Genomic DNA, 23,932 nt, shown 5'->3' on the forward strand with positions numbered 1-23,932 from the left:
GAGAAAAAAGAAAAGAAGAAAGATAACAAAGCGAAAAAGAAAGCGGATACGCCTAAGCCACAACGTGACGACAAAAGCGGCCGTAACTCGATTGAATTCTTCTAAACTATAGCTCTAAACTATAGCTCTAAACTATAGCTCTAAACTACAGATCTAAAACTATTCTTTTGAAATTCGAGCAACGTTAAACTTCGGTTTTGCGTTAAGCAGATAGTAAAAGGCTCACTATTTAGTGAGCCTTTTTTGTATTTGTTTGCTAGCACAGCTAACGGCAAATAACGCTTCTTCTCAGTGACGAGTGCGAGAAGATGTCAATTCTGATGCACGAAGCTGAGCGACAGCTTTCGCCAGCTCCAGTTGAGCTTGTGCAAAGTTGATGTCGACATTGCCTTTATTGATATTTTCTAGAGCTGCGTATTTCGCTTCTTCCGCGCGAGCACGGTCAATGTCTTTACCATGCAAGGCCGTATCGGCTAACACGGTTACCACATCTGGTTGCACTTCGACCATACCACCAGAGATGTACAGCACTTGCTCCTCGGCTTTAAGGTCGGTAACGAACACAGACACGCCCGGTTTTATCTTACTCAGAAGAGGGGAGTGGCCTGGGCGAATCCCCAGTTCACCGTCTGCTCCAGAAATAGCTAGGGCATGTGCCGGCCCTGAAAACAGTGTACCTTCCGCACTTACGATATTAAGTTGAAATGTATTGCCTGTAACTCCAATAGCCATGATGCACCTACCTTTTTAGAGTGATTTTGCTTTGTTAAGCACTTCGTCGATAGAACCACAGTACAAGAATGCTTGTTCTGGAATATCGTCGTATTCGCCGCCTAGCAGGCCTTTAAAGCCTCTCAGTGTTTCACTTAGCGGTACAAAGACACCTTTCTGACCAGTAAATACTTCTGCTACGTGGTAAGGCTGAGTTAAGAAACGTTCAATCTTACGAGCGCGAGATACGATCTGCTTATCTTCCGTTGAAAGTTCATCCATACCAAGAATCGCGATAATGTCTTTAAGCTCTTTATAACGTTGCAGCGTGGTTTGAACCGTTTGTGCAATGTCGTAGTGCTCTTGACCAACCACGAGAGGATCCAGTTGACGAGAGGTCGAATCCAACGGGTCAATCGCAGGGTATAGACCCAATGCAGCGATGTTACGAGACAGTACAACGGTCGCATCCAAGTGAGCAAAGGTTGTTGCTGGCGATGGATCGGTCAAGTCATCCGCAGGTACGTATACCGCTTGAATAGACGTGATCGAACCTTGTCTGGTTGATGTGATACGTTCTTGAAGCACACCCATCTCTTCAGCCAGCGTTGGTTGGTAACCTACTGCTGATGGCATACGACCTAGCAGTGCTGATACTTCTGTGCCCGCAAGCGTGTAACGGTAGATGTTATCAATGAACAAGAGTACGTCACGACCTTCATCACGGAAGCGCTCAGCCATAGTCAGGCCTGTCAGTGCAACACGTAGACGGTTTCCCGGTGGCTCGTTCATCTGGCCGTAAACCATGGCAACTTTGTCTAATACGCCAGCTTCTTTCATCTCGTAGTAGAAGTCGTTACCTTCACGAGTACGTTCACCAACACCGGTAAATACAGAGAGACCTGAGTGGGCTTTAGCGATGTTGTTGATAAGCTCCATCATGTTGACGGTTTTACCTACGCCAGCGCCACCGAACAGACCAATTTTACCGCCCTTCGCGAACGGACAAATAAGGTCGATAACCTTAACGCCTGTTTCTAGAAGCTCAGTGCTGTTAGCTTGCTCTTCATAAGAGGGCGCTTCACGGTGAATTTCGTAGCTTTCTTTCTGGCCGATTTCACCACATTCATCAATAGGCTGACCAAGCACGTTCATGATACGGCCTAAGGTTTCTTCGCCCACAGGAACCGTGATCGGAGAGCCTGTGTTTTCAACAGTGAGGCCGCGGCGCAAGCCATCTGACGTACCCATTGCAATACAACGAACGATACTGCCACCCAGCTGTTGTTGAACTTCTAATACGAGCGATCTTGCTTCTTCGCTCGTCACTTTCAATGCATCATAAACGCGTGGGCTGTTGCCGCCGCTGAACTCGACGTCTACCACCGCGCCGATAACTTTAACTATTTTTCCAACACTCATCTCTAAATCCTCAAATTCTATTCTGACCCACTCTTTCTGCCCTTAGACAGCTTGAGCACCTGAGACTATTTCACTCAGTTCTTGGGTAATGGCAGCCTGTCGCGCTTTGTTGTATACCAACTGCAAATCATCGATGAGTTGGCCTGCGTTATCGGTCGCCGCTTTCATGGCTACCATTCGGGCTGCTTGTTCACAGGCAATGCTCTCTACGATGCCTTGATAAACTTGTGATTCAATGTATCGATGTAACAGCTCGGAGAGGATGTCTCTTGGTGCTTGCTCATAGATATAGTCCCAACGACGCGTTTTTTTCGTACCGCCATCGGCCTCAGAATCTGAGGGGTGGGGTAGCAACTGCAAAGTCGTTGGCTCTTGAACCATGGTGTTGATGAACTGGTTATAAACGAGATACAAACTGTCGATTTTTTCGTCGTCGTAATGCCCTAGCATCGCGTTAACCGTACCTAAGATGTCTTCCAATTTAGGCGCGTCACCAAGGCCTGACGTTTGCGCGATAACATTGCCGCTGCGTTGGAAAAACGAGATAGCTTTCGAACCGATTAGGGTGGTTTCTACCTCAACACCCTTTGCCTGCCATTGCTCCATCTCTTCCAAAACTTTCTTGAACAGGTTTGAGTTCAAGCCACCACATAAGCCTCTGTCAGACGAAATAATGATGTAAGCAACGCGTTTTGGTTCACGCTGTTGAAGATAGGGGTGCTGGTATTCCAGCGACCCTGATGCGACATGAGAGATAACTTTGCGCATGTTCTCGGCATATGGACGTGTTAGCGTCATATTGTCTTGAACTTTACGCATCTTACTTGCCGCAACCATCTCCATTGCACTGGTGATTTTCTGAGTGTTACTAACACTGCCTATCTTGGTGCGAATTTCTTTAGTATTTGCCATTATCTGCTCCTAATTTGTTTTGATTTCCAGCCAACAAACCGGAGCGTTTACCAAGCTTTCAACGCTACAAAGTCACCGAGAAGTTTTGCAAGTGCACTGTCGATCTCGTCGTTGTAGTCACCGTTGGCGTTGATGGTGTCGAACAACTCTGGGTTTTGACCTTTTGCGTAAGCAATTAACTCTTCTTCAAAACGCGCAACTTTGTGCAACTCTACGTCAGCCAAATAGCCTTTTTCTGCAGCGTAGATAACCGTTGCTTGCTCAGCGACAGACATTGGAGAGTATTGTTTTTGCTTCATCAGTTCGGTTACACGCTCACCATGATCAAGTTGCTTGCGCGTCATGTCGTCTAGGTCAGAAGAGAACTGAGCAAATGCGGCTAACTCACGGTATTGAGCTAACGATGTACGAATACCACCAGACAGTTTCTTGATGATCTTGCACTGTGCTGCACCACCCACACGAGATACCGAGATACCTGGGTCAACAGCAGGACGTAGACCTGAGTTGAATAGTTGGGTTTGTAGGAAAACCTGACCGTCGGTGATTGAGATTACGTTGGTTGGTACAAACGCAGATACGTCACCCGCTTGAGTTTCAATGATAGGAAGCGCGGTTAATGAACCTGTTTTGCCTTTCACTTCACCATTTGTGAACTTCTCTACATACTCTGCATTCACTCTTGCTGCGCGTTCTAGTAGGCGTGAGTGGAGGTAGAATACATCGCCAGGGAAGGCTTCACGACCCGGTGGGCGTTTAAGTAGCAATGAGATTTGACGGTAAGCGACGGCTTGTTTTGATAGGTCATCATAGATGATCAGTGCATCTTCACCGCGGTCACGGAAGTATTCGCCCATGGTACAACCCGCATAAGGTGCTAGGTATTGAAGCGCGGCAGACTCTGAAGCTGATGCCACAACAACAATGGTGTTTTTAAGTGCATCGTGGTCTTCGAGTTTACGAACCACGTTAGCGATGGTTGACGCTTTTTGGCCAATCGCAACATAAACACATTTAATGCCAGAGTCTTTCTGGTTGATGATCGCATCGATAGCGAGCGCTGTTTTACCAGTCTGACGGTCACCGATGATAAGTTCACGTTGACCACGACCGATAGGCACCATGGTGTCTACTGCTTTGTAGCCGGTTTGAATTGGCTGATCGACGGACTTACGCTCGATTACGCCGGGCGCAATTACTTCTACAGGGTCGAGTCGGTCACAACTCACTGGGCCTTTGCCATCGATTGGCTCACCTAATGTGTTCACGACACGGCCAAGAAGCCCATTACCTACGGGTACTTCCAAGATACGACCTGTCCCTTTCACTTTCATACCTTCAGATAGGCCAGTGTAGGGACCCATAACCACGGCACCGACTGAATGCGTGTCAAGGTTAAGAGCAAGAGCGTATTTGCCACCAGGAAGCTCGATCATCTCACCCTGCATGACATCCGCAAGGCCGTTAATGGTAATGATGCCGTCACGAACCGAGACGATAGTGCCTTCGTTGCGAGCTTCGGTGCTCACATTAAATTTCGAGATGCGATCTTTAATCAGGTCGCTGATTTCATTTGAATTTAATTGCATTATTGTTACCTATCTCGCGTGAAGTTGATGAGCTAATCGGTTAATTGATGTGTTCAAAGAACCATCGATGACGGTTTCACCCGCCTTGATGACGATCCCGCCAACCAGCGAGTCATCAATAACCTGTTCCATTTCAACCTGACGCTCTAATTTCTTCTCAAGTGCAGCAGTGAGTGATGTCACTTGATCTTGTGTAAGCAATTCTGAACTGGTGACAGTGACAGGGATTACACGTTCATGTTCGTCCTTTAGGTCGCTGAACAAGTTAAACAAGTCTCTGATCACTGCAAGACGGCCATTCTCAGCCAAGACTTTAATGAGATTAATGACGTGGTCATCAACGAGTCCTTGGCATACGTGAATGATAAGATTGACCAATTCTTCAGATTGCTCTGTGTGAACACCTTCTGCTGATGAAATCTGCTTAGCGATCGTTTCTTCTTCCGCTACCGTCACAAGAATGGACAGCATTGAGTGCCACTCTTGTAACTTGTTTTCACCTAAAGCAAAGTCGAACGATGCTTTAGCGTAGGGATGAGCAATATTGGTGTAATCTGACATATTGCCTCCGTTTAGAGTTCGCTTATCATTTGATCAACTAACGCTCGGTTCGTTTCAGAATCTAGGTTCTTGCTAATCAATTTCTGTGCACTTTGAATAACCGCATCTGCCATATCCGCCTGAAGTTCACGGCGTAACTTTTGACGTTCGCCTTCTAGCTCAGCTCTACCTTGTTCTAAGATGCGTGCCTTTTCTTGCTCACCTTCTTGGTGAGCTAAAGTGATGATTTCGTTGCGGCGTTTCTTGCCTTGCTCAATCAGTTCGGTCACATTCTTTTTCGCATCTGCGACGAGTTGTGCGCCATTTGATTTTGCTAGTTCTAGCTCTTTCGCTGCATTCTCTGAGTGGCGTAAACCATCAGCGATTTCTTTTTGGCGCTCGTCTAACATCGCGGTGAGAGGGGGCCATACATATTTCATGCATAGCCAAACAAAAATCACGAATGAGATTGCTTGACCAAACATGCTGGCATTTAAATTCATACCTTCCTCACTAAATCTTGATTATTTACAAATCGATCTTTTCAAAGCTTTTAATTAAGCAACGGCAAAGATGATGTATAGACCGATACCAACACCGATCATCGGTACAGCATCAACAAGGCCCATCATGATGAAGAATTGAGTACGAAGCATTGGAGTAAGGTCTGGTTGACGAGCAACACCTTCAAGGTATTTACCTGCTAAGTTACCAATACCAGATGCTGCACCCGCTGCACCTAAACCGATCAGTAATGCACCTGCTACATATAAAACTGCGCTTACGATATCCATTTGTATCTCCGATAAATAATTTGTTAGTTAATTTTTAGTTATTAATTAATGGTGTTCTTCTGTTGCCATTGCTAAATAAACAACGGTCAGTACCATAAATATAAATGCTTGCAAGAATACGATTAATATGTGGAATAAGGCCCATGGAACACTTAGTGCCCATTGCATCCACCAAGGCATTAGTGCGATAAGGATGAATATCATCTCGCCTGCATACATATTTCCGAATAATCGTAAGCCTAGTGATATTGGCTTTGAAATTAATGTTATTAATTCAAGAACGAAGTTAACAGGATATAAAAGAGGGTTATCAAATGGCTGAGTAGTGAGCTCTTTGATAAAGCCTTTCAAACCTTTATTTTTTAACGTATAAGTTAACAGTAGAATAAACACACCGAGTGCCATCGACATTGGGATATTTACATCCGCTGTCGGTAGGTCTCTAAAGTGTTCTAAACCCATTACACGAGTTAACCCCGGTATTAAATCTATAGGTAATAGGTCGACTGCATTCATTAACAACACCCAAACAAACGTGGTTAATGCCAGTGGCCCTATTAATTTATCCTCCGCTTGAAAAATTTCTTTGACGAGATTGTTAACAAAATCAAAGATAAGCTCGATAAAACATTGAAAACGACCAGGTACACCGCTAGTGCCTCGCGTGACGACATATCTAAACGCGCCTATAAACAGTAAACCTGTGATCCAAGATACCAACATTGAGTCAATGTTGAATGCCCAGAAACCATCCCCTGTAGTTAAGAAGGTTAAGTGATGCTCTATATACTCATGAGCGGTAGTGACTTGATCCATACTACACGTACTCCGATCTATTAGAGGCGGTAATAAATGGTGTTAAGAAATATCCAACCATAGTTAAAATGTACGCATATAATATTACAGGGTTATCCAATTTGAAGAATTGGAACGCCAAGATAAACATTAAAAACGTATATGTTATTTTTACGACACGACTCATTTGCATTAAGTCACGTAAACTATAATTAGGGTTCTTACGCACCTTTAGGCTTGCATATATAAATCCAAACAGCGGGGGTAGCATCGCGATGACGATCCCTAAAGCTGATGATTCCATATCTACTTTATTACCAAAAAACACTTCATATAAAACCACACCGATGGCTAATACTATTTGGCAGAGAACAACTCTTTTAGCGGCAACAAGGATGTCGCTACTTATCCCATTAAGCCTCATAATAAAACCTTATGTTAAACAGTGTAAGTAAATATAAAACACAGTTTAAATTTAACTTGTTACGACATTTCAGTTGTTGATAACACTTGACTTGCTTTAAAGAAAAACCCTTTCTGGTTTTATATCGCTTGAAGAAATTAAACGGATATAAACTAATTCGCTATCGTTTCGACAAAATATAAATTACGCCTAAAATTATGTGATCAAAACGACAAATATCGACATCAATAATTCCATTTTTGAAAGATGTATTTTTCATTTATGAAAGTAATAGTTCTATTAGTATATTCATGAAAATTTCAGATGCTTTATTTTCAATGGTAAGAGGGGGATTTTAGTAGAATTTAGAGAGTTATTTTGGCCGATTACGAGCTTATCTATTATTATTATTCAAACACTTAGCGTCATTTATAAGTTGATTATTGAGTGCCATTTTACAAGTGGATAAAGCCAGTTTTAGTCAGCGATGAAAGCCTTCGTGCATTGAGTGATTTATCTATACGGCGTTCTCTATCTAGAAGTGATTATTTTTCAAAATAGTTTGTCACGACTTCATTCTTAACGTCTTTCAAACTATTCGAAACGGATAAATCGGCGTTTAAGATGAATATTATGGAAGAAATTCAGCTCCTCACATGGATGTAAGGAGCTGAAGATAGGGCAAAAATCTGAAGGTTAGGGCACTAAGCTCAAGATAGAAAGGTCAAAAGTCTGGAGATTCGAACTGGAATTTCTTGATGTGTTGCTCTATCAACCGCTTTTTAAGCAAACAAATTCAATCATGTCCCTCTATTAGTCCTCATAACTTAGATATTGAATACATAAGTCATGAAAAGCTTGCGCTTGTGGCGAGATCGTACGATCAGACAATCTGAAAATACCGATTTGACGCTGTAAAGGCGGGTCAATCAATGGAATCCACACCAAGCGGGTTTCATTGGTCGGGAAAGCCAGTCTAGGCAGCGTGGTCACGCCTATTCCGAGCTCTAACACCGAAAACAGGGAAGTGATGTTCTCTACTGAATACAGGGCTTGTTCGCTGAGCATTCGCGCAGGTGTTGGGTCGAGCAGGGTACAAGTTCCGTTACGAATGAAGGGCTGTTTTAACAACGTTTGCCATTCGATTCCTTCCTGTTGAGAGGCAATAGGGTTGTCTTTGAGGCACACCACACCGATAGGATCGGAAAGTAAAGGCGTGAAATCGATGCTCTCTTCTTCTAAATGGGAGCTATTTCCTAAGGCAACGTCCACTTCTCCAGACAATAATCTCGCTTCCACACCTGCCGCATTATCATCAATCAAGCTGACTTCTACATTAGGGTACTGCTCACAAAAGGCCCCTAAAACGCTAGGGATTAATTTCGCCGCTACTGATGGCACGCTTGCTATTCTAACTCTTCCTTGTTGTCCTGCCGCGGCTGCGCGTAAGTCGTTGTCTAATGCTTTGTAAACATTAAGGAATTGAATGATTTTTGGCAGGCATATTTCGCCGAAAGGTGTCAGGGTTGATTTGTTGCCTGTTTCAAACAGTGGCTGACCGAGTATTTTTTCTAGCTCTTTTATCGATGTAGAAAGTGCCGCTTGCGAGCGATTTGCTCGGTGAGATGCCGCTCGAAATCCGCCTTCTTCGACCACTAAAACAAAATGTTTTAACTGTTGTAGCTTAATACTCATGGCACTGATCCTTCTCTAGCCCTTGCTATACCTTACTTTTCGCAAGGTGATAGATTTTATTTATCAAATGCACAAAATTTACCGTTAGATTTATCAGTCGTCAAGGTGCAATATTTAACCATCTTGAAACATAGTTGTTACAAAGTTGGATGGAATCGTGAACGCACAAACTAAAAAACACCCAGTAAAAACCGAGCTTTTCGCTTCAAAAGCACCACTAGAGTGGGCAATCGTTAATAACGGCACTCTATACACAGCGCAGATTCCAATTGATGAAACTGGCGCAGTAGTAGACGGCGGTATCGAAGCGCAAACGCGTCAGACTTTTAACAACCTTGTTCATACGTTGGAGTGTGCAGGCGAATCTATGGATTCAGTGCTGCAAGTTCTGATTTACGTGACAGACCGTGAATATCTAAAAACGGTAAATAGCGTATACGGAGAATACTTCAATGCACCTTATCCAAACCGTGCTGCGGTTGTCGTAGCAGGGTTAGCAAGAGAAGAAATGTTGGTTGAATTCGTTGTTTATGCATCGGCGTCTCAACCTGAATAATCGGACTGTGAACTAAGGCTATTTGCAGGTCAAAACTCTTTTGAATTGAAGTGTTTTATTGATACAAGCGAACGGGTTCACTCTAGATACAAAATGTACGACTTATTTTAGCAATTAATTACCTGAATATTAACAGTTTATTAATTAACCAGATGGTTGCCAGACTCAACCGCAACCTAACCGTTACAAGGACAGAATGATGACTCAATTACAGAATGTTCAAGCAGAAAACGCACTTTACATTGGCGGCGAATGGCAAGCGGGTGTAAGCACCGTCGCGAACATTAACCCATCAGATATTTCTGAAAACATTGGTAACTTTGCACAAGCAAGCGCAGAGCAAGTGCAACAAGCGATTTCAGCGGCAAAACACGCTCAACCAGAGTGGGAAAAAACGCCAATTGAACGTAAACAAGCTGTACTACAAGCAATTGGTAATGAGCTGATTGCGCGTTGTGATGAACTGGGTACGTTGCTTTCTCGTGAAGAGGGTAAACCTTTTGCTGAAGGTCGTGGCGAAATTTACCGTGCTGGTCAGTTCTTCCAATACTTCGCCGCAGAAGTACTTCGTCAAATTGGCGACAACGCTGAATCTGTGCGCCCTGGTGTTTCTGTTGAAGTGACTCGTGAAGCGGTAGGTGTTATCGGCATCATCTCTCCTTGGAACTTCCCGACAGCAACGGCTGCTTGGAAAATTGCTCCAGCACTGGCTTTCGGTAACAGCGTTATCTGGAAACCAGCAAACCTAACACCAGCAAGTGCGGTTGCGCTTACTGAGATCATCCACCGCCAAGGCATGCCAGCAGGCACGTTTAACCTTGTTCTAGGTAGTGGTTCGAAAGTAGGCGATGCACTGATCAACTCTAAAGAAGTGAACGGTGTGAGCTTTACTGGTTCTGTTGATACAGGTCGTAAGGTTGCGGCTGCTACAGCGCCAAACTTCGTTCGTTGCCAACTAGAAATGGGCAGTAAGAACGCACTTGTTATTGCTGACGATGCAGACATCCAAACTGCGGTTGACGCAACGATTGCAGGTTCGTTCTCGGGTGCTGGTCAAAAATGTACAGCATCTTCTCGTCTAGTGGTTATGGATAGCATTCACGACCAGTACGTTGAAGCACTGATTAAGCGTATGAGTGAGCTGAAAGTGGGTCACGCACTGGAAGAGGGCGTGTTCATGGGCCCTGTTGTGGACGGAAACCAACTTGAAGCAAACCTAGGTTGGGTTGAGAAAGCACGTCAAAGCGGCGGTGAGCTGGCATTTGGTGGCGAGCGCCTAAGCATGAAACACGAAGGTTTCTACATGTCTCCAACGCTGTTCTTGAATACTAAGAACGATTGGGAAGTGAACCAAGAAGAAGTGTTTGCACCCATGGCAAGCGTGATTCGTGTCGCCGACCTAGAAGAAGCTATCGCGACAACCAACGATACTCGCTTTGGTCTAACGGGCGGCATCATTACTCAAAGCCTACGTACTAGCGCAATGTTCAAGCAACAAGCGCAAACAGGTTGTGTGATGGTGAACCTACCAACAGCGGGCACAGATTACCACGTACCGTTTGGTGGTCGTAAAGAGTCTAGCTTCGGTCCTCGTGAGCAAGGTCAGTATGCGAAAGAGTTCTACACAGTAGTGAAGACAGCTTACCAGCGTCCTTACTAGCCAGCTTTCCATATAAGAATTGGATAGCTGAAGATATTAAGTCCCTAGCTATCCAGCTAACGAATTGGCCTGATTCACAGAGTCGGGCCAACATTCAAACCAAAGCAGCAAACGAACTTAGACAAGTGATTTAACCCATTTTTGAAAACATGTTATTTGAGTGTGTTTTCAAAACCGAGCTAGAACACTGAGCTTTCAATAGGAGTGGTTATGTACCAGCAACGGATTGTTATAGATGGATTGCAATACTGCAATTGGAACAGAGAATATTTCCAAACACTAAAGGCGAGCGGCATTACAGCAGTTCACGCTACCGCGGTTTACCACGAGACAGCTCGTGAAACCTTATCTCGCTTTGCAGAGTGGAACCTAAGATTTGAGCAGAATGCAGACATTATCATGCAGATTAACTCAATGGCTGATGTTGAGACTGCAAAAGCGACCGGCAAAGTCGGCATTTTCCTTGGTGCTCAAAACTGTTCTCCAATCGATGATGAGATTGGTCTTATCGAAGTGATGCGTAAGCAAGGCCTTCTGATCATGCAATTGACGTACAACAACCAGAGCTTATTAGCGACGGGTTGCTACGAGAAGAACGATACGGGTATTACTCGATTTGGTAAGCAAGCTATCGAAGAGATGAACCGAGTGGGCATGATCATCGATATGTCTCACAGTGCCGAGCGTTCAACGCTTGAGGCGATTGACCTATCTTCTCGTCCTATTTGTATCAGCCACGCGAACCCAACGTTTGCTCATGATGCACTACGAAACAAATCAAACGATGTGATTAAAGCCTTAACTGCACGCGGTGGTTTAATCGGATTCAGTTTATACCCATTCCACCTACCAAACGGCAGTCAATGTACTTTGGAAAACTTCTGCCAAATGGTTGCGACGACAGCTGATATGGTCGGCGTAGAGCACCTGGGAATTGGTAGTGACCTTTGTTTAAACCAACCTCAAGCTGTTCTTGAATGGATGAGAAATGGTCGTTGGTCTAAAGCAATGGACTACGGCGAAGGCTCTGCAAACAACTCAGGTTGGCCAGATGCGTTGCCTTGGTTTTGTGGTAGTGCGGGTATGGAAAATATTTATAACGGATTGATGCGTCATGGTTTCAGCGAGTCTGAAGCTGGGCAAGTCTTGGGAGAAAACTGGTTTAATTTCTTGAAAGATGGCCTAGAGCCTCAAAGCAAGGGTTAAGCGCTCTCTCAAGCCATCATCGAATTAGCAGACTTCTAATTAACGTTCATTTGGAAATGCTGTTTTAACCAATTCCACTATTTAAAAGGAACAACGGTCTATTTCGCAACGCGGTAACCCAAACATGGATTAGCCTGCCCAACACAAAAAACAATAGGGCAGGTGTTAAATACACCCTTGTAGTCATCATTCAAATGACAGCTGCAAAGAAACCTCTGGAGTCAGAGTATGTCTGATTTAACCAATAGCGTGAAACCTTCAAGCTTAAATGCGGGTCAAGTACACACAGCAAGTAGCAAAACAAGCAACACCAAACAGTCTGAATCTACGTCAGACAAATTGGGATTAACCAACCCAGCACTTTGGTACAGCGGCGGTTTTATCGCTCTGTTCGTTGCACTTGCTCTATTTGACGGCGAGCTGTTATCAAGCCTTGTAAATACGGGCTTTGCATGGTCTGTAAAAGTATTCGGGCCTTACTGGCAAATGCTTCTTCTTCTGACTTTTCTTATTGGTCTTGGCCTAGCGGCAGGGCGAACAGGCAAGGTTATCCTAGGTGGCATTGCTAAACCTGAGATGGATGGTTTCCGTTGGATGGCTATCATCTTCTGTACGTTACTTGCAGGCGGCGGTGTATTTTGGGCAGCAGCAGAACCTATCGCTCACTACGTTAGCCCCCCACCATTATATGGCGCACAAGAAAACGCACAACAAGGCGCGGTGAATGCTCTATCACAATCATTCATGCACTGGGGTTTCCTTGCATGGGCTATCGTTGGCAGTTTAACGTCTATCGTGGTTATGCACCTTCACTACGACAAAGGCTTGCCTCTTAAACCTCGTATTTTGCTTTACCCAGTTTTGGGTGAAAGAGCACTGAAAGGTCACACTGGTGCGCTGATTGATGCATGTTGTATTGTCGCTGTAGCGGCGGGTACTATCGGTCCGATCGGTTTCTTAGGCTTGCAAGTCAGCTATGCTCTGAATGAACTGTTTGGTATTCCTGATGGCTTCACGACACAGTTGATCATCATCTTGTTCGCTATCGTTCTTTACACATTGTCTGCATTAAGTGGTCTTAACCGCGGGATGCAAATGCTAAGCCGTTACAACGTAATTTTAGCAATGGCATTGATGGTCTATATCCTGATCTTCGGCCCAACAAACTTCATTTTCAATGGCTACATCCAAGGTGTAGGTAGCATGATAGATAACTTCATCCCAATGGCAACATACCGTGGTGACGAAGGTTGGTTAAGCTGGTGGACAGTATTCTTCTGGGGTTGGTTCTTAGGTTACGGCCCAATGATGGCAATCTTCATCGCACGTATTTCACGTGGTCGTAGTATTCGCCAGTTGGTATCAACCATCAGTCTTATTGCGCCGTTTGTAACATGTTTCTGGTTCACGATTGTTGGTGGCTCAGGCCTTGCGTTCGAAATCGCAGACCCAGGCAGCGTAAGTAAAGCATTCGAAGGCTTCAACTTACCCGGTGCGCTACTGGCTGTAACTCAGCAACTACCAATGCCAATGCTTATCTCGATTTTGTTCTTGATCTTAACCACGATCTTCATCGTAACAACCGGTGACTCGATGACTTACACCATCAGTGTGGTCGTTAGTGGAGAGACTGAGCCTAACGCAATTATTCGTACTTTCTGGGGGGTGATGATGGGGGTAACAGCATTAATTCTGATTTCCCTAGGTTCTGGCGGTATTTCAGCGCTGCAATCGTTCATCGTAATCACAGCGGTACCAGTGTCCATAATCTTACTGCCATCGCTCTGGAATGCGCCTCAAATCGCAATCAAGATGGCAAAAGAACAGGGTTTATAAAAAGCCTAAGTCTATAAAAGATAATGTTCAATAAAGATATGGCTCTGTAAGACAAGAGCTCTGTAAAACAAGAAACGGATTAAATAAGAACAAATCAGCCTTTGAAAGAAGGCTGATGCAAATTCCGAGAAGAACAGCAAACCCGAACTGGTGAAAATACACCGGACGGCAAAGTATTTAGGTCAATCGATCTAGTCAGGACAAATAATAAGGGGCGAGATCGCTTGCCCCACATAACGTGAAAGCTAACCAGCATACTGTAACAACGAATGCTTCAAATGATGGCAACGATCGGTTCTGAATGGCTAGCAAAATCCTATAACTATAAGGTGGTGAGCAAAATGGATGCACATCGTTCTACCTACACTGAATCAGCACTACGTGATGCGACTGTCGTCATGGCACCGGAAAGGCTAGGTGCAATGCACCAAACACGTATCAGCTTCGTTAGAACTCTGATTCGTAAAATGGCGCAGCAAGAATGGAAAGTGACGAAACATGAGTGGCAATTAGACGCTCGAGGTTTTGGTCACGTTATCTATAAGCTATTGACGCCAAACCATGTCTATCATTTGGTTGTTTTTTGCGATGAAATTGCAGACGACGAACGAAATGACCGTGTAATTGCTGAAAAGTGGGACGTAACGTTTGCGCTTGTTCTTGGTGATGTTGATGTCACCCTACTTGAAAGACTTCGTGCGAATGTACCGCTTCAAGAAGCGGGACGTAATCCTAACAATGTGCTTGTTTTAGCGCGTGCAAATAAAAGTGTGCGTGTGTTTGAACATATCGTTAGTCACTTGGCTAAAGGTGTTCAACCAACACCCAAAGAACTGGCTGAAGTGGGCTACATCCTACGAACTACTGCAGTTTACGGTAATGGCAAATTTGGCATTGCTGACTTTAAAATCTTAGAGAAAAATGAAGATTTCAATCAGTCGTTTAGCGCTCAAATGTGTGCGGTGTATATGCTGCGAGAGTTCAGCCTAGATTGGGTTCATTATCTAGCAGAGCAACAAGGTGGCGAACAAGCGATTTCTTTACATCGTGGATTACAACGCTACCTAGGCGTTGGTAATGCGACAGGTTTAGGCATGGCGCCATACCTGATTAACCACCCAAGTATTGTCGATCAGTGGATGACGACCCGTGAGCATGCATTAGCTGAAGTGTTAGCGAGTCAGACTGATACGGCGTTGATCGAGCCACTACGTACATTAGTTAAAAAAGCGATTTGTCATTTAGAACAAGTTGTTACCATCAATGAAACACAGCAAGAGCTGAACAAAGCCGCTGTTGATGATTTGAAGGAAACAGAGCAATCGCTAGAAACGTCTGTCAGCCAGTGTGATACATGGTCGCAGTTAGTCGAGCAATCTAAGCAAATGAGTATGGAAGCCCAAGAAATCCTTATCTCATGTTTGATGGAATTGTACCCAGAATTAGTGGACGCCCATCAAGAGCAAATGAATTGCAGCGAAACACTGTCGCTTCCTAGCGGCAAAAAGATTCAAGACCTTCTTGTTGTACTAGAAGAAAAGTACCGTTGGGCGATCACGACCGACTTTACTAAAGCAGAAAACAACTACTGGTTCTGGTATCGCTCTCAAGACAAAGAAGAGCCAAGACTCGGTGTTAGAGGCGAAGAGCTAGGTGAGGAGCGTGAACTGCCGTTGGATATTGGCCGTCAAGCTTATCGTTTGTACCATGCTTTATTGCAATTCGCGCCAGAGCTTTCATTGGCTGAATTCCTTGTTAAACAGCCGCAGCATCGTGCAATTGCGCGCCGTGTGTGGACGCTGGGTAACAAAGCGATGGGTGACATTCAAATGAATGTGCTTCACCAAGATTCACCCCCAATGCACTTGTTGCGCTGTAAGCTTGCGATGTTTGGTGCAACAAAATTTGATCCTCGCTCAGATCGCTGGGTACGAGTGACGTTTTTCCAAGGTGCGCCACTGCTTGATGAGATTCATCAGGACGAATGGGTGTTCCCTGTATTACCAAGTAAAGCTGAACTGTCTGGTTCTCAAAATGTTTCAATTCACAGCACACTAACTCACAGTACAAATGCGAAAGGCCAACATGGAGGTAAATCGTTATGATCGTTTCTCACAATGAACTGGTAGCGGCCGTCAATAAAGCCTTTTTAGGTATGCGTCGTACATGTGGTGAAGCTGATGTGATAGCGAACATGGTGGCAGATTTACAAATGGTCGGTTTGGATGGTGTTCGTCATTTTAACAGTGCGAGCAACTTCATCGGGCTAGAGGACGACCGCCCTGTAGATATTCAACTGCGCAGTGATAATACGGTTGAAGTCGACCTGCACAAGGCTAGTTTGGCTTGTCATCTTCCTGTGATTATGGACTATTCGATTGAAAAAATGGTTGGTAAGAAGACGCTGAAAATTGAGCTAAATAACTGCCACAACCGTTGGTTAGCGTACAGCGAGCTTGTAAAACTGGCTGCGAAAGGTATCGCGTGCATGGCACGTTGGGATAACGGCTCTAGCCCTAAGAGCACTTTGTATGTGCTTAATCGTGGTTGCGTTGCTCCAGAACTGTTTTTATCAGATTTGCCACTGACATCGTACGAACATATCCACAATATGACCATCGAACTTTCCGTCCAGGATTTCGATATTGAACGTTTGTCAGATGGCTACCACACACACATTGAATCAGAAGCGCTTTTTAAAACTCAAGAGAAAGCGTGGAACGATGGCATTGAGGTTGATGATGGGGAGTGGGCGGCACTGAAAGAGACCGCTACCGCAATCCTAGTTCAGAGCAGCGAACGCTCGACTCAAGGTGCAGGTGAACTGACGGCTTCGTAGTCGCTAGATTTATTAGGTTCATTAGAACTAACAGGTTCGATAGATTAACGGCAAATAAGCGAGTTAGTTTATCAACACAGATAAAACCAAAGAGCTTAACGAATCCTCACCTCGTTAAGCTCTTTTTATTTGCCTCACGCTTTGGGTCTGCTTTACCTCATTCTTTTGATCTCTCGCTGGATCTACCTATTCTAAATTGACTGTTTTGACATACGTTGTTACCCGTTGAGAGGTAATTGAACAATTAAACGAAGCACTTTCACATTCATGTTAAACAAACGGTTTCATTTACAAGCCACTATGCGTATCTTGCTAACTAGGGCCCCAAAGGGCACCGTTTTTATTCGTACCGATGACTTTAGAATCAGATAAAAAGGAATGAAGCGTGCAAGCTAACTTTATTGATGGAACCACCCTGTATCGTCAGCACTCTTTTGAGTTGCCACTTGACTATCAAGCTAAAGATGGACAACAGATCCAAGTCTTCGCACGTGAGCTAGTTGATCTCGCTAAAGATTCGCAAGAACTGCCGTGGCTTATCTACTTTCAGGGCGGTCCAGGCTTTCCATCTCCACGAGTGAGCGGTCAATCAGGTTGGCTAAAGCGTGCATTACAAAACTATCGTGTTCTGCTTCTGGACCAACGTGGTACAGGCAACAGCACGGTTATCAGCCATGAAACGTTGGCCCATCTGTCTCCAGAGCAACAAGTTGAGTACTTAACGCATTTCAGAGCCGACAATATCGTTCGTGACGCTGAAGCGATTCGTGAACAGTTTGGTATTAAACAATGGTCGACAATTGGTCAAAGCTTTGGTGGCTTCTGTACACTGAGCTATTTGTCGCTGTTCCCACAGAGCTTGCAGCGTTGTTATGTGACGGGCGGCATTCCTTCTATTGAACGCGAAGCTGACGATGTTTATCGTGCGACTTACAAGCGTGTAGAAGACAAAAACAGAGCCTTTTTTGCTCAGTTCCCACAAGCTCAAGCTATGTGTCGTGAGATCTCTGATTACTTGCTTAACAACGACGTGAGACTGCCAAACGGTCAGGTGTTTACCGTTGAACAGTTCCAGTTGATCGGTATTAATCTAGGTGGCGGCGAAGCAAACCTTCCTATGTACTTCACACTGGAGAGTGCGTTTGTTGAAGTGAACGGAAATAAGCAGCTGAGCTACAGCTTCTTAAATCAAATGCAGCAAGAGCAGGGCTACCTGACGAATCCAATCTACGCGATTTTGCATGAATCTATTTACTGCCAAGGTGCAGCGTCTAACTGGTCTGCACACCGAGTACGCGAGCAGTACTCACACTTTAACTACCAATCAGGTGGTGAGTTCTGGTTTACCGGAGAAATGGTATACCCATGGATGTTCGACCAACTAGAAACGCTGAAACCATTACGTGAAGCGGCAAACATGTTGGCCGAGAAGTCGGACTGGGGCACTTTGTACAACGCAGAGCAGCTGAGTAAGAATACCGTTCCAATGGCATGCGCAGTTTACGCTGACGACATGTACGTGGAGCTGGATTACAGCCGTGAAACGCTTGCCAACATTCCAAACTCGAAAGCGTGGATTACCAACGAGTATGAGCACAATGGCTTGAGAGTGGATGGTGAACGAATTGTCGATAAGCTAATGATGATGGTTGAAGCATTAGAAAATTTGCCAAAATAATCAAATTATTAGCGTAGATTATCTACGTTAGAAGCTATCTATGTTAGAAGCTCTTACGTTAGAGACAATATACGTCAAAAACAAGAAAACGCTGCATCCGTGCAGCGTTTTTTTTATGTCATCGAACTATTCGATTTAAGGAACTAGGAGGGGTAGCCCTTGAAGCCATTAAGGTTGGATGACGATATCTTGATTTTCAGTGGTCGATAAGCTGGCGCGGTTCTGTTCGATAAGTTGAGCTGCATAAGAAGGAGTCACAGCTTGAATTTCGCCTTTTGAACGTATCGTTAATGCTTCCCACGCATGATCACGATATTTGCCTGTTTGTGTATATTCAATAAGTACTCTCATGATTCTTCTATCCGGTGTGTGGTTAACGTGCTACTAACATTAGCGACTTTGTTTTGGTTGCACACCTGTTAATTATGAAACATAAGATTAACCAAATGAGGTGAAGTGCCGCTTGAAAATAAGACTAACTTACACATATAACAAACGATGAACATAAAAAAACGCTGCACAATGGCAGCGTTAAAGTTGAGATATGTTGGAGATTGCTTAGCTGTTTTCTAAGCCAACAATCTTGCGTGCAGACATCACCGCACTATCCAAGTCTGTCAATCTACCAGCACTCGCTGGACCAAGAACTGATGAATACAAAGCCAACTGTTTCTCAAATGATAAATCTAATTGGTTATATAGATTTTGGCGGATTTGAGCGTGTTGCTGTGGCTTTGCGCTCGACAGGCCTTCCAACGTATCGTAAATGAGTGTAGTTGTGTCCATATCTGTCCTTAGTACATCTTTATAAAATTTTGTATATTATGCACTTGGTATCATCTTTGTTCTGCGAGATTGATCGCATTATGTGCAGCTCTGCTCAATTGTGTAACCAGATGGTTGCGATTGTGTTGTCTTTAAACGGTTTCGTTGTGACGGTCACATAGAAGAAAGGAGGCTCGCTCGCCTCCTTTCGATTTGGTAAACAGTGATAAAAATCACATTTGTCGCGTTGCTTTTGGAGCTAATCGACTAAGTACACAGCTTCTATTTAATGTTGATCGTATTGTCTCTACGGTCATACATATCTGGGGTGGTATGCAAGCCGCCCGCATAACCTGCTGCTTCTAGTGTTTCTCTTACCTCTCGAACGTGCTCAGCCGTGACGGGATCGTTTCTATCCCCAAGGTTAGAGCGTACAAAGGTAATTAACTCAGCCAAACGTTGATCCGACAACACATCTTCAAAACTTGCCATTGGCATGAAGTTTCGGTCTTTGTCGAGATAGGTGGGTTGTAAACCTCTCACCGTCACGGCAATGGTATTGAATGGGTCGCTGTGCATGATAATGCCGTTATTCAACAGAGTAGGGGCGATAGGGGCGCGACCTTTACCATCGTCACCATGACACGCTCCGCAGGTTTGACGATACGTGGTGTAGATTTCACTGCCATACGCGGCTTCATCAAACCCTTTAGGCTGTAACTGAACTGCACCACTGGCGATGGTGTTGTTGATGTCACCACTGAGTAGGTAATAGGACATCGACTCGATATCTTCACGCGTCATCAAACTCAGGCTGTTTTTCACTACGTCAGCCATCCCTGCAAAAGCGGTGCCTTTGTCAGAGTGACCTGTGTGTAGGAAATCGGTGAGTGTTGCTTCATCCCAACCATCGATATAAAGCTCATTGGCTGTGATATCTGGCGCATTCCAACCGTCAATCAAGTTACCTTGGAAAATACGTTCAGGTATCAGAGCTTGAGCAATGTTTCGTGGTGTGTGGCACTCAGAGCAGTGGCCAAGACCAGTGACCCAATATTTCCCTTGTTGCCATTTATCAACGTTGTCTACTTTGTCTTTTAACTCTTCAGGTACTTGATAATCAACGGGATCGGTATCCATGAACACAATGTTCCAACCAAGCAAACCTAAGCGAATGTTCGATGGAAACATCATGCTGTTGTCATCATTACGTCGTGGTACGGCGGTGATTGACTGCATGTATTCCCACAAATCCACCATATCTTGGTCGGTCAGATATTGATATGAGGTGTAAGGCATAGCAGGGTATAGATAGCCCTCCTTACCCTTGCCAGCGACTAACGCGGCTCGAAAGTCTTCAAAGTTGTATGTTCCAATCCCTTCTGTTGTGTGTGGGGTAATGTTGGTTGAGTACACAGTACCAAAAGGGGTAACGAATGGTAGGCCGCCAGCAAAAGGTTCGCCACCTTCCGCACTATGACAAGCCACACAGTCACCGGCGTACGCTAGGTATTCGCCGCGCTCAACAGATGAAGCTTTCAAACTCGCGAGCCTTTGTTGTTCCACCTCACCAGCGTGACGAATATAAGCCCCAAGAGCGAGTATTTCATTTTCGGTAAGCTGCTTATCAAACGCTGGCATTACGTTGTTCAAACCGTGATTTATGGTGTGCTGAATTTCTTCAATGCTTCCGCCGTGTAGCCAGATATCGTCAGAAAGATCCGGTACACCTATTAACGGGTTTGCAACTGAACCATCGGCGTGACAAGACGAGCAGTATTTCGTGAATAAGGTTTTACCGAGTTCGACTTTAATCTCGGGCACATCAGTATGACGTTGGTTGAGAGACGCTAGATAGTACGACATCTTAGCCACTTCATCAGGACGTACTATTTCGCTCCAACCTGGCATTGCACCGTTTCGACCTTTGACGATGGAATGAATAATGGCTTCGTCGCTGCCGCCATATAACCATTCTTGATCTATTAGGTTAGGGAAATGCTTTTGCCCTTGAGCATTATCTCGATGGCAGGCTGCACAATGAGTTTGGAACAAGATCTGACCACTGTTAACGATCTCTGGTACTGCAGATAATCCTTCTAAAGTGGTTTCACTGGTTTGAGAGAATTGTTCATTCAGGCTGGTGGTCGGCGAGCTTAGCTTATCGTCGCTTTGTTTCCAATCGACTAACCCTTCCCATTCGCCAAGACCAGGGTAAAGTACCAAATAACCCGCAGACAATAGAAATGCCACTGCATAACTGACAAACAGTAATTTGGGTGGAGGTGCATCTTTCTCTTCTATGCCATCAAAGGTGCCAAGGGTGTGGTCGTGATCGGCTTTGTGATTGCTACGCCAATATTTAACAACAACGGACACCATAAGAGCGAAAAAAATTAAGGTTAAAATTACCGCCCATAGATTCCAAAATGTGCTCATTGTGATAACTCCTGTGACGTATCTTTACCAAGGCTTTGTAAGTAGCGAATCAAAGCTTCACCTTTGGTTTTGCCTCTTACTTGCAATCGGGCGTCACCAATTTCTTGATCGGTATAAGGCACACCTAAGGTACGTAACACTTCCATTTTGGCGCTAATATCGTCGCCAGTGAGAGTCTGCTCAAACAACCATGGGTAAGACGGCATGATAGATGTCGGTACAACTTGTCGAGGGTTGATTAGGTGAATAACATGCCATTGGTCAGAATACTTTCTGCCTAAGTTGGTTAAGTCGGGACCCGTACGTTTGGAACCCCACAAGTTAGGAAACTCATAGATATCGTCTGCTTCTTTATTCGGACGACCATTACGTTTCACTTCTGGTTCTAGAGGGCGAACCATCTGAGTGTGACATACATGACAGCCTTCACTGATATAGATGTCTCGTCCTACTAATTCGATAGGTGTCAGCGGCATCGCTAAGCTGTCTTTCGCAATATCGTCTCCACGGACAATGCTTGGCACTACCCAGACCAGTAAAGAGAAAGAGGCGACAATAACGGTAGTCAAAATTAAAATGATAATTGAATGTGTAAAGTCTTTACTCATCATTTAAGCCCCCTCATTAATGGCATGTTTAGCGTCATGCACGACTGGCATACGAACCGTTTTAAACAAATTAAATGCCATAAGGAATAAACCCAGAACAAACAATGCACCACCAAAGAATCGTAAGAACAACCAAGGTGCTTTGAAGTCCATAGCTTCAACAAAGCTATAAATCAGCTCTCCATTTTCATTTTGAGCGAGCCACATATAGCCCTCACCGATACCCGCGACCCAAAGCGCTATGGCATAGATGGCGACACCTGCATGAGCGAGCCAGAAGTGCCATTTAATCAGTCGTTGTGACCAAAGACCGGTTTGGCCCCATAAGCGTGGGATGAAGTAGTAAAAAACCGCAATCCCTGACATTCCAACCCATCCAAGTGCAGCAGAATGTACGTGACCGATGATCCATTCGGTGTTGTGTGCCACCATGTTGAACCAGCGAATGGCAAGTAGAGGACCTTCGAACGTCGCCAAACAGTAGTAGAGAATTGCTGAGAAAAAGAATAATAGAATGTAGTCGGACTTCAACTTTTCTTTGTTTTTCAGCAGGGTCATTGCGCTATTGAAAGCACCGGCCCAAGAAGGGAGCCACAGGATCAATGACATCACGATGCCGATGTTCTGAATCCAGATGGGAACGGACGAGTAAACTAGATGGTGCGTTCCGGCCCACGTATAAAAGCCGACCAAGCCCCAGAAATGGATCACAGACAAACGGTACGAGTAGATAGGGCGTTCTGCGGCCTTGGGGATGAAGTAGTAATTCATTCCAATCACACCGGCTGTTAGCAAGAAACCGACGGCGTTATGTCCCCACCACCATTGAACTATTGCATCTTGAGCTCCTGCAAACACAGAGTAGGACTTCATGGCCGAGACTGGCATCGCGAGATTGTTCACGATGAAGATCATTGCGACAACAATAATGAAAGCGGCGAAGAACCAGTTAGCCACGAAGATATGACTCACTTTACGCTTAGCAAGGGTGCCAAAGAACAGTACCGCATAGAGCACCCAAACCAACACAATCAATAAGTCGATTGGCCATTCAAGCTCCGCATATTCTTTTGAACTGGTGTGGCCGGCAGGCAAGGAGATCACAGCGAGTAACAAAATGAATTGCCAGCCCCAAAATACCATCCATGACAGGCTTTTATTGAACAGATCGCAATGACCAGTTCGCTGGGCAATATAAAGTGATGTCCCCATTAGAATGTTGACTACAAACCCATAGATTACACCTGAGGTATGAAGAGGGCGAAGACGACCAAATTGAAAATATTGAGAGTCGAAATTTAACACTGGCCAATACAGTTGCGCGGCGAGAATTACGCCGATGATCATGCCTACAATAGCCCAGACTAAGGAGGCGATAATAAAGCATTTCACTACCTTGATACTGTATTGCGTTGTCACGTTTTCCATAACAAGGCTCCTTGCCTAAAATTTTAAATCGTCTATTTATTATTTTATTGCCGGTC

At 44.6% G+C, this 23,932-nt stretch carries 22 protein-coding genes; 7 read left to right on the forward strand and 15 right to left on the reverse strand.

Annotation, left to right across the window (positions count from 1 at the left end; all coding sequences use genetic code 11):
• Positions 1 to 288: 288 nt before the first annotated feature.
• From IQO02_RS13935 to IQO02_RS13980, 10 genes are all read right to left on the reverse strand, one after another.
• Positions 289 to 732: a F0F1 ATP synthase subunit epsilon gene (locus IQO02_RS13935; RefSeq protein WP_010429133.1), complete on the reverse strand. Its 444-nt coding sequence runs from the start codon at positions 730 to 732 to the stop codon at positions 289 to 291.
• Between the two features lie 15 nt (positions 733 to 747).
• Positions 748 to 2,133: a F0F1 ATP synthase subunit beta gene (gene atpD, locus IQO02_RS13940; protein WP_102277654.1), complete on the reverse strand. Its 1,386-nt coding sequence runs from the start codon at positions 2,131 to 2,133 to the stop codon at positions 748 to 750.
• Positions 2,134 to 2,175: 42 nt separating this feature from the next.
• On the reverse strand, positions 2,176 to 3,045 hold the full coding sequence (gene atpG / locus IQO02_RS13945) for a F0F1 ATP synthase subunit gamma (RefSeq protein ID WP_102277653.1): 870 nt from the start codon (positions 3,043 to 3,045) through the stop codon (positions 2,176 to 2,178).
• Between the two features lie 47 nt (positions 3,046 to 3,092).
• On the reverse strand, positions 3,093 to 4,634 hold the full coding sequence (gene atpA / locus IQO02_RS13950) for a F0F1 ATP synthase subunit alpha (RefSeq protein ID WP_010429141.1): 1,542 nt from the start codon (positions 4,632 to 4,634) through the stop codon (positions 3,093 to 3,095).
• A 9-nt stretch (positions 4,635 to 4,643) separates the two neighbouring features.
• On the reverse strand, positions 4,644 to 5,195 hold the full coding sequence (locus IQO02_RS13955) for a F0F1 ATP synthase subunit delta (protein WP_010429143.1): 552 nt from the start codon (positions 5,193 to 5,195) through the stop codon (positions 4,644 to 4,646).
• Between the two features lie 11 nt (positions 5,196 to 5,206).
• A complete protein-coding gene (locus IQO02_RS13960) occupies positions 5,207 to 5,677 on the reverse strand; it encodes a F0F1 ATP synthase subunit B (protein WP_004730401.1) in 471 nt (156 codons plus the stop codon).
• A 54-nt stretch (positions 5,678 to 5,731) separates the two neighbouring features.
• Positions 5,732 to 5,968 (reverse strand): F0F1 ATP synthase subunit C, encoded by a 237-nt coding sequence (gene atpE / locus IQO02_RS13965; protein WP_004730405.1) that lies wholly within the window; start codon positions 5,966 to 5,968, stop codon positions 5,732 to 5,734.
• A 45-nt stretch (positions 5,969 to 6,013) separates the two neighbouring features.
• Positions 6,014 to 6,784, reverse strand: a complete 771-nt coding sequence (gene atpB, locus IQO02_RS13970) for a F0F1 ATP synthase subunit A (RefSeq protein ID WP_010429161.1) — start codon at positions 6,782 to 6,784, stop codon at positions 6,014 to 6,016.
• A gap of 1 nt (position 6,785) precedes the next feature.
• Positions 6,786 to 7,187 carry a hypothetical protein gene (locus IQO02_RS13975; protein ID WP_010429164.1) on the reverse strand — a complete coding sequence of 134 codons (402 nt, stop codon included), beginning with the start codon at positions 7,185 to 7,187 and terminating at the stop codon, positions 6,786 to 6,788.
• Positions 7,188 to 7,979: 792 nt separating this feature from the next.
• Positions 7,980 to 8,861: a LysR family transcriptional regulator gene (locus IQO02_RS13980; RefSeq protein ID WP_010429166.1), complete on the reverse strand. Its 882-nt coding sequence runs from the start codon at positions 8,859 to 8,861 to the stop codon at positions 7,980 to 7,982.
• A gap of 157 nt (positions 8,862 to 9,018) precedes the next feature.
• On the opposite strand from IQO02_RS13980, the gene IQO02_RS13985 reads away from it, so the two are divergent.
• The 7 genes from IQO02_RS13985 to IQO02_RS14015 all read left to right on the forward strand — a co-directional run bounded on the left by IQO02_RS13985 (position 9,019) and on the right by IQO02_RS14015 (position 18,636).
• Complete coding sequence (locus IQO02_RS13985; RefSeq protein ID WP_010429168.1) at positions 9,019 to 9,417, forward strand: RidA family protein; 399 nt, start codon at positions 9,019 to 9,021, stop codon at positions 9,415 to 9,417.
• A gap of 199 nt (positions 9,418 to 9,616) precedes the next feature.
• Complete coding sequence (locus IQO02_RS13990) at positions 9,617 to 11,077, forward strand: aldehyde dehydrogenase family protein (protein WP_016788197.1); 1,461 nt, start codon at positions 9,617 to 9,619, stop codon at positions 11,075 to 11,077.
• A 210-nt stretch (positions 11,078 to 11,287) separates the two neighbouring features.
• The gene (locus tag IQO02_RS13995; RefSeq protein ID WP_102277652.1) at positions 11,288 to 12,283 is read left to right on the forward strand and encodes a membrane dipeptidase; all 996 of its coding nucleotides are present in this window, start codon (positions 11,288 to 11,290) and stop codon (positions 12,281 to 12,283) included.
• A 228-nt stretch (positions 12,284 to 12,511) separates the two neighbouring features.
• The gene (locus IQO02_RS14000) at positions 12,512 to 14,119 is read left to right on the forward strand and encodes a BCCT family transporter (RefSeq protein WP_016786459.1); all 1,608 of its coding nucleotides are present in this window, start codon (positions 12,512 to 12,514) and stop codon (positions 14,117 to 14,119) included.
• Positions 14,120 to 14,397: 278 nt separating this feature from the next.
• Positions 14,398 to 16,224: a hypothetical protein gene (locus IQO02_RS14005; RefSeq protein WP_102277651.1), complete on the forward strand. Its 1,827-nt coding sequence runs from the start codon at positions 14,398 to 14,400 to the stop codon at positions 16,222 to 16,224.
• Entirely contained in the window at positions 16,221 to 16,958 is a 738-nt protein-coding gene (locus IQO02_RS14010) for a DUF3726 domain-containing protein (protein WP_102270168.1), read from the forward strand. The genes IQO02_RS14005 and IQO02_RS14010 overlap by 4 nt, the downstream gene beginning before the upstream one ends.
• Positions 16,959 to 17,343: 385 nt before the next feature.
• Positions 17,344 to 18,636, forward strand: coding sequence for an alpha/beta fold hydrolase (locus tag IQO02_RS14015; protein WP_010429186.1), 1,293 nt, complete (start codon positions 17,344 to 17,346; stop codon positions 18,634 to 18,636).
• A gap of 168 nt (positions 18,637 to 18,804) precedes the next feature.
• On the opposite strand, the gene IQO02_RS14020 is transcribed toward IQO02_RS14015, so the two are convergent.
• The 5 genes from IQO02_RS14020 to ccoN all read right to left on the reverse strand — a co-directional run bounded on the left by IQO02_RS14020 (position 18,805) and on the right by ccoN (position 23,876).
• Positions 18,805 to 18,987 carry a hypothetical protein gene (locus IQO02_RS14020; RefSeq protein ID WP_004730424.1) on the reverse strand — a complete coding sequence of 61 codons (183 nt, stop codon included), beginning with the start codon at positions 18,985 to 18,987 and terminating at the stop codon, positions 18,805 to 18,807.
• Between the two features lie 207 nt (positions 18,988 to 19,194).
• The gene (locus IQO02_RS14025; RefSeq protein ID WP_004730426.1) at positions 19,195 to 19,422 is read right to left on the reverse strand and encodes a PAS factor family protein; all 228 of its coding nucleotides are present in this window, start codon (positions 19,420 to 19,422) and stop codon (positions 19,195 to 19,197) included.
• Positions 19,423 to 19,683: 261 nt separating this feature from the next.
• Positions 19,684 to 21,840: a c-type cytochrome gene (locus IQO02_RS14030; RefSeq protein WP_016785157.1), complete on the reverse strand. Its 2,157-nt coding sequence runs from the start codon at positions 21,838 to 21,840 to the stop codon at positions 19,684 to 19,686.
• Entirely contained in the window at positions 21,837 to 22,451 is a 615-nt protein-coding gene (locus IQO02_RS14035) for a cbb3-type cytochrome c oxidase subunit II (protein ID WP_016766784.1), read from the reverse strand. The genes IQO02_RS14030 and IQO02_RS14035 overlap by 4 nt, the downstream gene beginning before the upstream one ends.
• Positions 22,452 to 23,876: a cytochrome-c oxidase, cbb3-type subunit I gene (ccoN, locus tag IQO02_RS14040; protein WP_102282498.1), complete on the reverse strand. Its 1,425-nt coding sequence runs from the start codon at positions 23,874 to 23,876 to the stop codon at positions 22,452 to 22,454. It lies immediately after the preceding gene.
• Between the last annotated feature and the right edge of the window lie 56 nt (positions 23,877 to 23,932).

The sequence above is a fragment of the Vibrio sp. OPT24 genome, assembly GCF_015163545.1.
Taxonomy (GTDB): domain Bacteria; phylum Pseudomonadota; class Gammaproteobacteria; order Enterobacterales; family Vibrionaceae; genus Vibrio; species Vibrio cyclitrophicus.

Coding starts and splice junctions, on each gene's coding strand:
- atpA (WP_010429141.1), bottom strand. CDS start 4,634: ATGCAATTAAATTCAAATGAAATCAGCGACCTGATTAAAGATCGCATC.
- IQO02_RS13995 (WP_102277652.1), top strand. CDS start 11,288: ATGTACCAGCAACGGATTGTTATAGATGGATTGCAATACTGCAATTGG.
- IQO02_RS14000 (WP_016786459.1), top strand. CDS start 12,512: ATGTCTGATTTAACCAATAGCGTGAAACCTTCAAGCTTAAATGCGGGT.
- atpB (WP_010429161.1), bottom strand. CDS start 6,784: ATGGATCAAGTCACTACCGCTCATGAGTATATAGAGCATCACTTAACC.
- IQO02_RS14025 (WP_004730426.1), bottom strand. CDS start 19,422: ATGGACACAACTACACTCATTTACGATACGTTGGAAGGCCTGTCGAGC.
- IQO02_RS14010 (WP_102270168.1), top strand. CDS start 16,221: ATGATCGTTTCTCACAATGAACTGGTAGCGGCCGTCAATAAAGCCTTT.
- IQO02_RS13960 (WP_004730401.1), bottom strand. CDS start 5,677: ATGAATTTAAATGCCAGCATGTTTGGTCAAGCAATCTCATTCGTGATT.
- IQO02_RS14005 (WP_102277651.1), top strand. CDS start 14,398: ATGATGGCAACGATCGGTTCTGAATGGCTAGCAAAATCCTATAACTAT.
- IQO02_RS13975 (WP_010429164.1), bottom strand. CDS start 7,187: ATGAGGCTTAATGGGATAAGTAGCGACATCCTTGTTGCCGCTAAAAGA.
- ccoN (WP_102282498.1), bottom strand. CDS start 23,876: ATGGAAAACGTGACAACGCAATACAGTATCAAGGTAGTGAAATGCTTT.
- IQO02_RS13955 (WP_010429143.1), bottom strand. CDS start 5,195: ATGTCAGATTACACCAATATTGCTCATCCCTACGCTAAAGCATCGTTC.
- IQO02_RS13980 (WP_010429166.1), bottom strand. CDS start 8,861: ATGAGTATTAAGCTACAACAGTTAAAACATTTTGTTTTAGTGGTCGAA.
- IQO02_RS14030 (WP_016785157.1), bottom strand. CDS start 21,840: ATGAGCACATTTTGGAATCTATGGGCGGTAATTTTAACCTTAATTTTT.
- atpD (WP_102277654.1), bottom strand. CDS start 2,133: ATGAGTGTTGGAAAAATAGTTAAAGTTATCGGCGCGGTGGTAGACGTC.
- IQO02_RS13990 (WP_016788197.1), top strand. CDS start 9,617: ATGACTCAATTACAGAATGTTCAAGCAGAAAACGCACTTTACATTGGC.
- atpG (WP_102277653.1), bottom strand. CDS start 3,045: ATGGCAAATACTAAAGAAATTCGCACCAAGATAGGCAGTGTTAGTAAC.
- IQO02_RS13935 (WP_010429133.1), bottom strand. CDS start 732: ATGGCTATTGGAGTTACAGGCAATACATTTCAACTTAATATCGTAAGT.
- atpE (WP_004730405.1), bottom strand. CDS start 5,968: ATGGATATCGTAAGCGCAGTTTTATATGTAGCAGGTGCATTACTGATC.
- IQO02_RS14035 (WP_016766784.1), bottom strand. CDS start 22,451: ATGATGAGTAAAGACTTTACACATTCAATTATCATTTTAATTTTGACT.
- IQO02_RS14020 (WP_004730424.1), bottom strand. CDS start 18,987: ATGAGAGTACTTATTGAATATACACAAACAGGCAAATATCGTGATCAT.